This is a genomic window from Caballeronia sp. LZ019, from assembly GCF_031450825.1.
Taxonomy (GTDB): domain Bacteria; phylum Pseudomonadota; class Gammaproteobacteria; order Burkholderiales; family Burkholderiaceae; genus Caballeronia.
Map to the genome: position 1 here is coordinate 669889 of NZ_JARTVZ010000005.1, position 14052 is coordinate 683940.

General features: G+C 65.5%; 10 protein-coding genes. 4 read left to right on the top strand and 6 right to left on the bottom strand.

Translation table 11 applies throughout. The annotated features are described in order from the left end of the window. The first annotated feature begins 97 nt into the window (after positions 1-97). Positions 98-1153, top strand: a complete 1056-nt coding sequence (locus tag P9255_RS16505) for a WYL domain-containing protein (protein ID WP_309790099.1) — start codon at positions 98-100, stop codon at positions 1151-1153. Continuing rightward, the gene (locus tag P9255_RS16510; protein ID WP_309790100.1) at positions 1150-1965 is read left to right on the top strand and encodes a Sir2 family NAD-dependent protein deacetylase; all 816 of its coding nucleotides are present in this window, start codon (positions 1150-1152) and stop codon (positions 1963-1965) included. The genes P9255_RS16505 and P9255_RS16510 overlap by 4 nt, the downstream gene beginning before the upstream one ends. Here the strand turns inward: P9255_RS16510 and P9255_RS16515 are convergent. Next, positions 1953-5417 carry an AAA family ATPase gene (locus P9255_RS16515; RefSeq protein ID WP_309790101.1) on the bottom strand — a complete coding sequence of 1155 codons (3465 nt, stop codon included), beginning with the start codon at positions 5415-5417 and terminating at the stop codon, positions 1953-1955. The genes P9255_RS16510 and P9255_RS16515 overlap by 13 nt on opposite strands. A 3-nt stretch (positions 5418-5420) precedes the next feature. Continuing rightward, positions 5421-6686 carry a DNA repair exonuclease gene (locus P9255_RS16520; RefSeq protein ID WP_309790766.1) on the bottom strand — a complete coding sequence of 422 codons (1266 nt, stop codon included), beginning with the start codon at positions 6684-6686 and terminating at the stop codon, positions 5421-5423. 179 nt (positions 6687-6865) lie between these two features. Between P9255_RS16520 and P9255_RS16525 the strand changes: the two genes are divergently transcribed. Then, complete coding sequence (locus P9255_RS16525; protein WP_309790102.1) at positions 6866-7087, top strand: hypothetical protein; 222 nt, start codon at positions 6866-6868, stop codon at positions 7085-7087. Between the two features lie 6 nt (positions 7088-7093). Here P9255_RS16525 and rsmA read toward each other — a convergent pair whose 3' ends face one another. From rsmA to P9255_RS16545, 4 genes are all read right to left on the bottom strand, one after another. Continuing rightward, positions 7094-7903: a 16S rRNA (adenine(1518)-N(6)/adenine(1519)-N(6))-dimethyltransferase RsmA gene (gene rsmA / locus P9255_RS16530; RefSeq protein WP_309790103.1), complete on the bottom strand. Its 810-nt coding sequence runs from the start codon at positions 7901-7903 to the stop codon at positions 7094-7096. 26 nt (positions 7904-7929) lie between these two features. Then, entirely contained in the window at positions 7930-8925 is a 996-nt protein-coding gene (gene pdxA, locus P9255_RS16535) for a 4-hydroxythreonine-4-phosphate dehydrogenase PdxA (protein WP_309790104.1), read from the bottom strand. 5 nt (positions 8926-8930) lie between these two features. Then, positions 8931-10295, bottom strand: coding sequence for a peptidylprolyl isomerase (locus P9255_RS16540; RefSeq protein ID WP_404980362.1), 1365 nt, complete (start codon positions 10293-10295; stop codon positions 8931-8933). 95 nt (positions 10296-10390) lie between these two features. Further along, positions 10391-12781, bottom strand: coding sequence for an LPS-assembly protein LptD (locus P9255_RS16545; protein ID WP_309790767.1), 2391 nt, complete (start codon positions 12779-12781; stop codon positions 10391-10393). A gap of 245 nt (positions 12782-13026) precedes the next feature. On the opposite strand from P9255_RS16545, the gene P9255_RS16550 reads away from it, so the two are divergent. Continuing rightward, positions 13027-14052 (top strand): phosphotransferase, encoded by a 1026-nt coding sequence (locus tag P9255_RS16550; protein ID WP_309790106.1) that lies wholly within the window; start codon positions 13027-13029, stop codon positions 14050-14052.

The window sequence follows — 14052 nt, forward strand, 5'->3', positions numbered from 1 at the left end:
CGCATAGTCCTCCGCATTAATTTCCCGCCGCCGCTTCGGGACACTCTCTGTCCCGATCCTCCCTATAATCGAGCCATAACTTTCCCGCTCGATCATCATGACCTCCAGCCTCGACGAAGCCATTCTCCGCGTGCTGCCGACGGAACGCGACGCCGTCGCCTGGCTGTTGACGCCCGAAGTGCGCCGGCGGCTCGAGGAGCGCGGGCATCGCGTCGGATACACGAAGAAGGTGCAGCGCCATCTCACCGCACTGGAAGCAGAGTCGCGCGTCATCTCGACGATCAACGGCCGCGAACTGCTGTGGCAGCGCAAGCCGTGGCTGCACGGGCTGCAGGAAGGCGTCGGGTTGATGAGCGCGTCGGAGGCCGTCGCGTTTCACATCCTTCAGCGCTTCGCCGGCAACAAGCTGCCGAACGCCGTGACCAAAGACATCGACCCGCTGTTCCAGGCTGCCGAAGCGCGGCTGTCGCAAGAGAAAGCGGATAGCCGGATCTATCGCGCGTGGGCGGACAAGATCGATTCCGTCGATGGCGCTTTCACGCTGATCCGCCCGAAGCTGCGCCCGGACATCTTCAACACGGTCGCCACCGCGACGTTCTTCGAACGCGAACTGCTCGTGCAGTATCGCCCTGCCTACAAGGGCGAAGGAAGCGCCGATCAGAAGACGAGGCGTCTTTGGCCGCTCGCGCTCGTCGAGTCGGCGGGCGTCATGTACATGGTTGCGCAGGACCCGGGCCGCGCACCGCGCATCGAGCAGGGCGAAACGGAAGCGGCGCGCGCGCTGTATCGGCTGGACCGCATTCGTTCGGTGACGGAGTCCGGCGAGCCGTTCGTCTATCCCGAAGACTTCAAGCTGCGCAAATACATCGAGACGCAACAGGCATTCGACTTCCTGCCCGAGCCGCCCGTACGGCTGGAACTTGCCTTCGAAGGAAGCGCGGGCAATCAGTTGCGCGAATCGCCGATGTCGAAGGATCAGCATATCGACACGCTGCCCGATGGCCGCATGAAAGTGACCGGCACGGTCACGCCCAGTCTCAAGCTGCGATGGTGGCTGCGCGCGCTCGGCGCGGGCGTCGAGATTCTCGCGCCGCGTTCATTGCGCGACGAGTTCGCCGACGATTATCTGAAGCTCGCGAAGCGTTACGCATGAGCGACGAACCCGAACTCCAGCAAGCCGCAGGCTGGCTGCGCGATGCCGATGGCCTGCTCATCACCGCAGGCGCGGGCATGGGCGTCGATTCCGGCCTGCCGGATTTTCGCGGACCCGAAGGCTTCTGGCGCGCTTATCCGGCATTGCGGCATCACGGGTTCTCGTTCGAACAAATGGCCAATCCTGCAGGTTTCACGCGGCATCCGCGGCTGACGTGGGGCTTTTACGGGCATCGGCTCGCGCTCTATCGCGCGACGCAGCCGCACGGCGGCTTTCACGTGCTCCGGCGATGGGCCGCGCAAATGCCTCGCGGCGCGTTCGTGTTCACGAGCAATGTGGACGGCCAGTTCCAGCGCGCGGGCTTCGCACCGGAACGCGTCGCGGAATGCCACGGCTCGATTCACGCGATGCAATGCATCGATGCCTGCACCGGCGATATCTGGCCCGCCGACGCTTTCCATCCTGTCGTCGATGAGACGCGCTGCGAGCTCGTCAACTCGCCGCCGATGTGTCCGCATTGCGGGCGCATCGCGCGTCCGAATATCCTGATGTTCGGCGACTGGAACTGGATCGACACGCACGCCGCCCGTCAGGAGCAGAGGCTAGCCGCATGGCTTCAGGGCGTGACGCGGCTCGTGGTCGTCGAGATGGGCGCGGGCCGCGCATTGCCGACCGTCCGACGCTTCAGCGAGCGCCACGGCCCGCGCGTGATCCGCATCAATCCGCGCGAGCACGGCATTGCGCCGGGCGTGGGCGTCGGCATTGCGGGCGGCGCAAAGGAAACGCTGCTGCGCCTCGATCAGCTCATGTAGCGCACGTTGACCTGCGGCCCGAACACGTCGCGCACCATGCCGACGAGATGATCGTGGTGGCTCAGGAAGATCACCTGCGTGCGCTTCGCCAGATGCGCGAGCACGCGCAGACCGGCGCGGGCACGGGCATCGTCGAAATTGATGAAGAGATCGTCCGCGACGAACGGCAACGCCAATGCCTTCTCGCCGTGCTCCTCGAGCGCCGCGAGCCGCAGCGCGAGATACAACTGATCCCGCGTGCCCTCGCTCATGCCGCCGATTTCGACATGCTCGCCGCTCGCCGCTCTCACGGCGGCCAGCGCCATCGGCTGGCGATCGTAATCGACGACGAGCCGCGCGAACGCGCCCAGCGTCAGCTCGGAAAAGATGGCGCTCGCACGCGAGAGCATCGGGCCTTGCCGGCGTTCGCGGTATCGGTCGATCGCCCATTTCAGCAGCGTTGACGCCGTCTCGACCTTGACGAAGCGCTCGGCTGCATCGGCCATTGCGGACAGCGCTTCCTGGCGTTTCGCCTCGGCGCGCGCGGCGTTCGCTTCGCCGGAAATGGCATCGAGTTCGCGCTTCGCGGCGGCCAGCTCGGCGGCGAGTTTGGTCGATGCGTTCACCGACTCGTTCAGCGCCCCGCCGATCAACGAAAGCTCCGCCTCGACGCTGGCGATGTCCGCGCCCTCCACCTCCGCGATGAGCACGTCGAGCGTCAGCCCGTCGCCGCCCTTGATGAACGCATCGCGCGCATCGTTGACGGCCGCGGTCAGTTCGCGCCTACGCGTGGACCTCGCGATGCGCGCCGCGAGTTGATCCGGCGTATCGACGCCCGCGAGTGCGTAAAGCGGCCGCAGGCTCGCGCGCGCTTCCTCCACACCGGCTTTCGCCGCGCTCATCTGCCCGTTCGCCGCCGCGAGTTCCTTCGCGATGCGCTCGGCTTCCGCGCGCGCGGCGCAGGCGCTGTCGAGGCGCGTTGACAATTCGAGCGAGATTCCGTGCGCTTCGAGCGTGGCGAGCTCGCTGTCGACCTGTCCCGCCAGTCCTACCGCGTTCGACGCCAACGCCGCCAGCGACGCACGCATCACGTCGATCTGACCGGCGCGTATCGCATCCACTTGCGCGAGCTGCTCGCCGATTCTCTTCACGATGCCGATGGCCGTTTCCGCCGCCGACTGGGAATCCGCCGCAACGGCGACGCCCGCCTTCCCGACCGCCGCCGACCATTCGCCTTGCCAGCGCGCGAACGCTTCATGCGCGGCCTTCGCCGTGGACTGGCGGGCGACGCTCTCGGCGCGCGCCGTGTCCAGTTGCCCGCTGACATGCCGACGCGTGAGCGCCGCCGCATCGATTGCGCTGATGTGCGTTTCCGCGATGTCGCACAGCGTGTCGAGTCGCGCGGACGTATCGATGGCGACGTTCGCATCCGCAAGCTGGCGCGCGAGGTCGTCGCGACGCGCGGCGGCATCGGCGGATTCGCGGGCGAGCTCGGCCGTGTGCCTGTCCAGTGTTTGCGACGCGGCCAGCGCCTGTTCGCGGCGCGTGAGCCACGATGGAACGTCGTCGAGCGCCATGTCCGCAATCTGCGATTGCACGGCGAGCGTGCGCCACAATGCGTCGAACGCTTCGAGCGCGGCCGTCGCGTCGCGTTCGGCCTGCCGGCGGCGCTCGACGGCCTGTTCGTCGGCGGATACGCGGCGCTTGAGCGCGGCCAATTGCGTCGACTGGCCGACCGAACCGAGCTGCCGGTCGGCGAACTCGTCCGCCGTGCGCATTGCGGTTTCGAACGCCGGCGCGCCGCTCGGAAGCGTCACTTCGCCCGACCGGATCGCGAGCCATGCCGCGTCGCGCGCGCCGCGTGCATCGCGCACTTCGTCGCCGGTCACGACGCGATGCGTCTCCACGAAGTCGCCGAGTTCCGTTCGCGTGTCGTCGAGCGCGTCTTGCGCTTCCTTCAGGCGATCGACGGCCACTGCGACCCGCGACGCGAGCGATTGCCGCTCATCGCGCATCGCCGCGATGCGTTCGGCCGCGGGCAAGGTCATCGCCTGCAATTCGGCGAGCGGGCGCGTCCACTTGCCGAGCGATGCCAGCCCCGCTTGCAGCGCGTGTTCGGCCTCGCGGCGGGCATCGTCGAGGCGGCGCTGCGTTGCGTCGGTATCGCGATATTTCTGGGCGGCACGCACGGCCGCGCGCAAGCCGGGCGCCACGTCCGTGTTTGTGCTTGCCGCGAGGCGCGCTTCGAGCGCAGCGATTTCGGCGATCCCTTCTTCCACCGCCTGCAGCGCATGGCGCGCGGCAAGCTCGAGCTCGCCCCGTTCGAGCATGAGGCTCGACACCGCCTGCAACGCGAGCGGCCCCGGCAGCGAGCGGCGCGCGCCGGCTTCGTCCTGCGGCCAGCCGAGCTGCGCGCAGTCTTGCGCGATCTGCCGCAGACGCGCGGCGACATCCTGTTCGAGCCGCGCGATCTCGTCGGCGTGATTCGCGCACTGATGCCGCGTCGCTTCGAGCGCGCGAATGTCCGCTTCGACTGCGAGCAGTGTCTCATCGATGCGAATCTCGCCCAACTCCTTCTTTAATTGCTCGACGTCGTTCGCGTGCAGATCGAACGCGGTCTGCGCGGAGGCGAGGCGTGTCAGCGCGTTCTGCAACGTGGCTTCGGCGTTGGCGGGAAGATCGGCCGTATCGCCCAGTTTGTTGAGTTCCGCCGACTTCTCGCGCCACACGTTCAGATACGGCGCAACGCGACGGATGCGTTCGAGCCGCGCCCGCTTCGCTTCGAGTTCGGCGCGACGCATTTCCTGCTCGCGACTGCGCTCCTGCACGTCTTCGACCGCGCCGTGCGCGCGACGCCACTGCGCGGTACGCACGCTCGCGGTCTTCAATTCGGCGCTCGCTTCTTCGTATTGCTTGAGGCCGATGTAATACGCGCGCTCGCCGGACTTGCGCTTCGCCCAGAGGCTGTCGGCTTCGTCCGCAAGGCGCTGGCGCACTTCGCCGAGGCTCGCGATGCCCGCCGCCGACTGGAACAGTACCTGGCCGACATCGCTCGACGCATCGAGGATGCTCTGGCCGCCACGGATCAGCGCGGTGTGATCGAGGCAATACATCTGCTCGAAGAAGCTCTTGTCGGCGGTGCCGAGAAAAGGCGCGAGCGCGTCGGCGGTGAGCGCGTCGCCATTGGGCGTGACGAGCGGCGACTTGCGGCTCTTCGTGCGATGAAACGCAATGCCCGCTCCGTCCTTCTGGAGCTTTGCGCCGAGCCGCAGATCGCTCTGCGGATGCTGAAACGCAAGCGACGAGCTATGCGGCATGCCGAAGAGCAGTTCGGAAATGGCCGTTTTGATTGTCGATTTACCGGCTTCATTCGGGCCGACGACGAAATGAAAGTCCTGCTCCGCCGATGGAAACTCGACGGCATGGTCCGTGAACTTGCCGTAGCGGATGAGATCGAGCTGACTGATGCGCATGCGTTACTCCGCGTCCGCGAGTTGCGCGATGAGACCGGAGCGCACTTCGCTCACGAGCTTTGCGAGATCGCCGTCGCGCACGTATTCGAGTTCGGGCACGGACTTCTGCAATTCGGCCGGCGCCTGCGACGCCAGCGTGATCAGCCGCTCTTTCAGCATCGCGAGGAATTCGGGATCGGATTCGGCTTCGATCAAAAGGCCGTGAAGGTCGGCGAGCGCATCGGCGGCGCCGTCTGCGTTCGATGCTCCGAGATCGCGCGCGATCGGCTGCGTCGCCACTTTCACTTTCTCGAGCCACAGGCTGTCGTGGCTGATCGCCGCGATCTGCGCGAGCACTTCGGCGCGCAGTTGCGTCGCGTTGGCGAAGAGTTCGCCGTGCGCCTTCGTCGCGCCGGTGATCGTCACGCGCACCGCGTGCGGCACCGGCCGCTCGGCCTGTTCGATCAGCGCTTCGAGCGCACGCCCCGCCGCGCGCGCGACTTCATCGAGCGTGGGCAGGTCGGATGCATCGATCGTGACGGATTCCCAGCGCAATACGTCGATGAAAAGCCGCTCGACGCTCACTTCCTCCGATTCGGACACGTTCACGATGACCGCGCCGCGCCTGCCCGTCTCGCGAATGTTGCGCCCTTGCAGATTGCCGGGAAATACGATTGTTGACGACTCGTCCCACATCGCGAATTCGTGCACGTGACCGAGCGCCCAGTACTGATACTCGCGCGCATGCAGTTCGGCGACGGTACACGGCGCGTAGTTCGCATGCGCCGCCGATCCTTCGAGCGCCGTATGCAGCACGCCGATGTTGAAGTACCCGTCCACCGGCGACGGATACGCGCTCGCCAGGTTCGCCGTCACCGCCTTGTCCTTGAAGCTGTGACCGTGCAGCGCGACCTTGAGCGCGTCGATGCGATAGGTCTGCGGCTTTCTCGTCGAAAACGTGTGAACGTTGTCGGGCAATCGAAGCTGACTCGTCATCTCGCTTTCGGCGTCGTGATTGCCGTAGAGCACGTAGACGGGAATGTTCGCGCGGCGCAGCTTGCCCATCTCCTTGCAGAAGAAGATGCCGGTGTTGTGATCGCGCCAGGTGCCGTCGTAAAGATCGCCGGCGATGACCATGAAATCCACCTGCTCGTCGATGGCAATCGACACGAGCTTCGAGAACGCCTCGCGCGTCGCGTTGCGCAGCATGTCGGCGGGTGCGTCGGCGTAGGCGGACAGGCCGTGCAGCGGGCTGTCGAGATGAATGTCGGCCGCGTGGATGAAGCGCATCGCGTTGTCTTCCCCTTGAGTGTTGGTGTCGCGCTCGATGCATCCGGACGACGATGCTTGCACGCAGTCAGGACAGCTCGCGTCTCGATCGAACGCGCATAACGGCATCGGTAAGAGACGCGATGTGTCCCTGCACAAACGGACAATCGTCGAACATCAACACGAAGCGAGGTCTACCGATGACAAGTCCCTACACCACGCATACCGTCGATGCCGCCATCGTTCATCTGGAACGCGTGCTGTCGGCTGAAGGCGCGAATTCGCTGTTCGGCCAGACGTACTGGCGCACGCGCGTGCAGCAGGTCAGCGCGACGCACGGCCTGCAGCGCGATCAGCGGATGCGGCTCGACCGGCTGATGACCCGGCTCGCCGATGCTTCCCGCGCCGGGCGGCCACGATGAGCGCGGCTACGCACGCTCCACGGCCTGCGCAAGCGCAACGAATTCCGCGACCGGCACTTCTTCGGCGCGGCGCGCGAGATCGAATCCGAGCCCGTCGAAGTCGATCCGGTCGCGATACGCGGACAGATTGTTGCGCAGCACCTTGCGGCGCTGGGCGAACGCAGCCTTGACCACGTCGCTCAGCACTGCGTCGTTCACGGCCGGCAATTCATGCGGCGCGAACGGAATCATGCGGACAATCGCCGAGTTCACTTTCGGCGGCGGGTTGAACGATTCAGGCGGCACGTCGATCAGCTTGTCCATCACGTAGCGGTACTGCAGCATCACCGACAGGCGGCCGTAGTCCTTGCTCGCCGGCTCCGCGATCATGCGCTCGACGACTTCGTCCTGAAGCATGAAGTGCTGATCGATGACCTTCGGCGCGAACGCCGTCAGGTGGAACAGCAGCGGGCTCGAAATGTTGTACGGCAGATTGCCGACGATGCGCAGCGTCGGCTTGTCGCCGTCGAGCGCGAGGGAGCCGAAGTCGAAGTCGAGCGCATCGGCGGAATGCACGACGAGCTTGTCGCCGAAGCGCTTTTCCAGGCGGCCGATCAGATCGCGGTCCAGTTCCACCGCATGCAGCGGCGATTCCGGCGTGGACAGGCGCTCGATCAGCGGCTCGGTCAGCGCGGCAAGCCCCGGGCCGATCTCGACCATGCGCTCGCCGCGCTTCGGCGCGATGGCATCGACGATGGAATCGATCACGCCCTGGTTGACGAGAAAGTTCTGGCCGAAGCGCTTGCGCGCGAGGTGGCCTTGGTGTTTGGTGGACATACTCGTTGGAATGAATGCGCGTGCGGTCAGACGCCGCGCTTGTGACGCGCCATCGTGACGGCGGCGTCGATCGCGGCGATCAAGCTGCCCGCGTCCGCGCGCCCGGTGCCGGCGAGATCGAGCGCGGTGCCGTGATCCACCGACGTGCGGATGATCGGCAAGCCGAGCGTCACGTTGATGCCCTCGCCGAACGTCGCGTACTTGAGCACCGGCAGGCCTTGATCGTGGAACATCGCGAGCACGCAATCGGCGTCTTTCAGATAACGCGGCTGAAATAGCGTGTCGGCGGGATAAGGGCCCGGCGCATCGATGCCGAGCGCGCGGGCGCGTTCCAGCGCAGGCGCGATGACGTCGATTTCCTCGCGGCCCAGATAGCCGTTCTCCCCCGCGTGCGGATTCAGGCCGGTCACGAGAATGCGCGGCGCGGCGAGGCCGAAATGCGCGCGCAGGTCGTGATGGATGATGCGCAGCGTATCGACCAGTCCGTCGACGGTGATTGCGGCGGAAACGTCCTTGAGCGGCAGATGCGTCGTGGCGAGCGCGACGCGCAGCGGGCGCTGGCCCGTGCCGGCGAGCATCATCACGACGCGCGGCGTGTTCGTGCGCTCAGCGAGATATTCGGTGTGGCCGGTGAAAGGCACGCCGGCATCGTTGATCGTGCTCTTTTGCAGCGGCGCGGTGACGATGGCGTCGAAGCGGCCCGCAACAGCGCCGTCGATGGCGGCATCGAGCAAGCCGAGCACGTAGCGTCCGTTGGCGGCATCGAGCTTGCCCGCCTGTGCCGGCGCTGCGAGCGCATGATGCTCGATCTCGACCGGCTCGCCGCTCGCGGGCCAGGCGCCGCCCGCCCGCGCTTCGAGCAATGCGCGGTCGCCGAGCACGACGAATCGCACCGACGGCCAGCGCGATCGCGCTTCGCGAAGCGCCACCGCCGTGAGTTCGGGACCGACGCCCGCCGGCTCGCCCGTCGTGATCGCGACGGTGACGGCGGCGGTTTCGTCCGGATGCGCGGCGGCGTTCATCGGGCTTATTGCTGCGCTTCCTGCGCAGCGATGCCTTTGTATTGCACGTAGGCGGTGTCGCGCAGTTCACGCAACCAGTCGGAGTACGCCTGCTCGGCCTTGCGCTGACCGATCGCCTGACGCGCGATGTCGAGCTGTTGCGTCGCCGATCCTTCGGCCTCGCGGCGGCTCAGCACCTGGATCAGGTGATAGCCGTACTCGCTGCGCACGGGATCGCTGACCGCGCCGTCCTGCAGGTTGTTCATCGCGCGCTCGAACTCAGGAACGGTTTCGCCCGGGCTGATCCAGCCGAGGTCGCCGCCCTGCGATGCCGACCCGTCTTGCGAATACGTGCGGGCGAAGTTCGCGAAGTCGCCGCCCGACGCGACTTGCTGCTTGATATCGAGCAGCTTCTGGCGCGCCGACGCTTCCGACATGCCGTCCGACACGCGCAGCAGGATGTGACGCACGTGCGTCTGAACCAGCTTCGGCGCATCGGCTGCGGTGCCCTGGCTCGCGCGGCGATCGACGAGCTTGATGATCTCGAAACCGCCATCGGTGCGCAGGAGCGTCGGCACGACCTGGCCCGGACGCAGCGTCGACACCGACGAGACGATGCCCGCCGGCAACGTGCCCGGCGCGCGGAAGCCGAGATCGCCGCCCTTGGCGGCGTCGGTGTCCTGCGAGTTCTGCTTCGCCAGCTTCGCGAAGTCTTCGCCCGCCTGCGCCTGCTTGAGCACGGCGTCGGCCTTGCTCTGGACGGCGGCGACTTCCGACTGCGGCGCGTCCGGAGCCAGCTTGAACATGATGTGCTGGAGGTGAAGATCGCTCGCGTTGCGCGAGCCCGGCCCGCGCTGGCTTGCGATGTAGTTCGCCACTTCGCCATCGGACACGGTGACCTTGCTGTCGACTTCCTTCTCGCGCAGCTTCGAGAGCGTCAGTTCCGTGCGCGCGTCGCGCATGAACGTGGCCCAGGGCACGCCTTGCGCCTCGATGCGCGAGCGGTAGACGTCGAGCGTCATCTGGTTCTGCTGCGCGAGGCGCTGCAGCGTGCGGTTGACGGTGGCGTCGTCGATCACGATGCCGTCTTCCTTCGCCCGCTGCAACTGGATGCGCTCGAGCACCATCTGGTCGAGCACCTGCTGACGCATCTGTTCGACGGGCGGGACCGGCGCGTTTTGCTGCTTGAGCCGCTGCGCGATCAGGCTCGTGCGCTCTTCCAGTTCGCGCTGCGTGATGACGCCGTCATTGACGACCGCGACGACGGAATCCGCGATCTGCACATTGCGATTCGACAACGCCTGCGCACCGGCCGGCGAACTCACCATCAGCGCCGCGGTGAGCGCGGCGGCGGCCATTGCCGTCGATCGAAACAGTTTCATGTTTGCCACAGATACTCCATCAAATCCACACTTGACCCATTCGTGCGCTCGCGTGTGCTCGGGCGGCGAACGGGGATGCTGTCAGAGAACGCCTGCTTCCCGCCTCACTCGTAGTCGCTGAAGCGAGCGAGCGGCGGAGCCGACGGCGGCGGCGGCTGGTAACCCTGCACGCTGGCGCGGAACGCGCTGACGAGACCGTTGTTGACCTTGGACAAGCCCTTGAACGTGATCTGCGCAAGCACGCGCGTGCCGGACGAAGGCTGACCGCTCGTGTTCACGCCGTTCGCGTAACGCTGCGCGCCGAAGCCGAACGCCCAGCAGTCGGCATCGTACTGGAAGCCCACGAGGCCGTTGACGAGACGGTGGCTTGCGAGATCATAATTGACACGCGCCACGGCATACAGGCGATTCGTCAGCGGCCATTCGCCGGACACGAGAAGCTGGTTGATCGGCTCGTTCACCAGCGTGGTCTGGTTCGAGCGCGTGTACCGGTAGCCGACGTTGATCACCTTGCGCGCGGCCGGGCTGTACGCGAAACCGATGCTCGAACGCACGAGCTGGTTGTTGTCGACATTATATTGGAACGCCGTTTCCGAGGCGAAACCCGCGCCCAGCTTGATTGCCGCGCCGGCGATGAGGTCCGAGTGCTTGGCCTCGTTGATCGGCTGATCCTGCGAGATCGTGACGCGCTGGCTCGTGAAATAGTACTGCTGCGCGATCACGAAACGCGCGCGCTCATCGCCCGTCGCCGGATTGATGAAGCGCGTCGTCAGGCCCGCCGTCAGACGGTTCGCATCCGCGATGCGGTCGTTGCCGACGAACGTGTTCGGCGTATAGATTTCGGCGAGCCCGAAGTCGGCTTCGGCGGTATCGAAGATCGGCGCGAAGTCCTGATTGCGATACGGCGTATAGACATAGTAGAGCCGCGGCTCCAGCGTCTGAATGTAGTCCTGCCCGAAAAGCCGCACCGAACGGTCGAACACGAGGCCGGTGTCGAGGCTCAACGTCGGGATCGATTCGGTGAAGTTCTTCGGCTGATTCGCCGGCGTGAGCGGCTGCCCCGGAACCGGTCCGGTCGCAATGTGGCTCAGGTCGTACGACGCGAAGTGCCATTGCACCTTCGGCGTGAAAAAATAGCCCGGCGCGTTGATCCCGTAGCTCAGGTACGGGTTGAAGTACATGCGCTGACCGTCGGTCGCGCCTTCCTGCGTGATCGTGAAGCGCGTGAAATCCGCTTCCGCGCCGTAGTCGAAACCACCGACGTTGTACTTGTTGTACTGCACGTTCAACTGCGGTTCGCGCGCGTACGGCGGAATGGACGGCTGCAATGTCTGCCAGCGTTGTTCGCGTGCGAGCACGGACCACGGGCCGTTGTTGTACGTGAGCCCCGCTTCCTGCTGATACAGCAGTTGCGTGCCGTTCAGGAACTGATTCGACGCGTTGCCGAGGTCTTCCGGATATTGATCGTCGGAGACCTTGTTGTAATTCACGTACGCGCCGAACCCGCCGCCCAGGTTCTGGCGATGCTGCCAGAAGATCGCATAGCGGTTCGTATGCGTCTCGCGGTCGTTCGGCAGATAGTTGACCGTAAGCGTGCCCGAATACGTGGGCGACAGATAACGATAATTCGCCTCGCCCAGCACGCCCCGCCGGGACATGATGCGCGGCGTGATCGTCAGATCGCGGTTCGGCGCGATGTTGAAGTAATACGGGATCGTCGCTTCGAAGCCGGTCGTCGAGCTGAGCGAGAACGTCGGCGGCAAGAGACCGCTGCGGCGATCGCCCGTCAGCGGAAACGAGAGCCACGGGCTCGCGAACACCGGCACGCCCTGGAAGAACAGCACGCCGTTATGCGCGACGCCCTCTTCTGAGCCGGTATCGAAATCGAACGACGAACCCTTGATGTACCACGACGGGTCCGCTTCGCACTGGCAGGCGGTGTACGTGCCGTGATCCACGCGGGCCCGCTCGTTATCGATCAGGTCGATGCGTTCCGCGCTGCCCGAGCCGCCCGTCAGATTGAAGTGGTACTTCGGGTTCGTCATGAACCCTTCGTTCGAACCCACCTTGAGGTGCGCTTCCGGTCCCACGAACGACACGCCGTTGTTGATCAGCCTGACATTGCCGAAAGCATCGGCCATGTCCGTATCCTGATCGTAATGAAGCGCATCGCCCTTGATGACCGTGACCGAGCGGCGCACTTCGGCCGCGCCCTTCGCGGCCATGTCTTCGTCCGACGTGCCGGTGGTCTTGTCGCCGAGCAGAAAGGTCGTGGGCTGCTGGCCGCTTTTCAGCGGGCGTTCGAGCAATTGCGGCGCGAGACGCAGGCTGCCGGGACCGTCGAGCGGCTGCGCGTCGGCAGCGGGGCCGACGAGTTGTGCGTGCGCGAGAGCGGGCATCAGGCCCGGAACGGATAGCAGCGCGGCGACGAGCCGCCGCCTGCGTGGCTGAGCATCGCCCTGGATCTTCGATACGGGAAACTGTCGTGGCGGCATGTATGGGTGGCGGTTCGATTCCTTTCGCGTCACGCGCCCGATGCCGCCGCGTGAGCGGCCGCGCTTCGCCCGCGTCAATGCCGTGATCGAACTCGACGGTCCGTGGCCATGCAGGGACGACACTCGATCGGACGTTGACGCGGCACGGTCGTCGGCGCCTGGCGCCAGGCGCGAACAGCTAGCTCAAGGATCGCTTAAAAAAGTCGTGGGGTATTATATGGCAAGATGTTTTGCCTCTCGAATTTATGACGCACATTCCCGCCGACGCCCGCCTCGATCAACTCCGTTCCTGGCTTCAGACTTACGCCGACCGCTATCGGCTCGACCTTGCCACGCTCGCGCCCGCCTCCGCCGATGCGAGCTTTCGCCGGTATTTCCGGCTCACGAGTGAATCGGAGCATGGCGGCACGGTGATCGCCGTCGATGCGCCGCCGCCCGAAAAGTGCCGCGAGTTCGTGCAGGTCGCAGGGCTGCTCGAAGCGGCCAACGTGCATGTGCCGAAGATTCTCGAAGCCGATTTCGACGCCGGCTTCATGCTCGTCACCGATCTCGGCACGACCACTTATATTTCCGCACTCGACGAAAAGAACGCGCGCCCGCTGATGCGCGCAGCCATCGACACGCTGATCCGCTTCCAGCAGACCGCGCGCGAAGGCGTCCTGCCGCCGTTCGACGAAGCGTTCCTGCGCCGCGAGATGGAGTTGATGCCCGAGTGGTTCATTGGCCGCCATCTGGGCCGCGAAGTTACCGCCGACGAGCGCAAGACGCTCGACGACACATTCGCGCTGCTCGTGCAAAGCGCGCTCGCGCAGCCGCAGACCTTCATGCTGCGCGACTTCATGCCTCGCAATCTGATGGTGTGCGAACCGAATCCCGGCGTGCTGGATTTCCAGGATGCGGTGTACGGGCCGATCACCTACGACATGGCCTCGCTCGTGCGCGACGCATTCATTAGCTGGGACGAGGAGTTCCAGCTCGATTGCATCGCGTATTACTGGGAGCGCGCGAAAAAAACGGGGCTTCCCGTCGATCCCGATTTCGGCGAGTTCTACCGGCAACTCGAATGGATGGGCCTGCAGCGGCACATCAAGATCATCGGGCTGTTTGCGCGCATTCATTATCGCGATGGCAAGCCGCGCTATCTTGCGGACCTGCCGCGTTTCCTCGGCTATGCGCGCAAGGTCGCCGAACGCTATGCGCCGCTGTGGCCGTTCGCACGCCTGCTCGATTCGCTGGAAGGCCGCGCGGTCGAAGTCGGCTACACCTTCTGA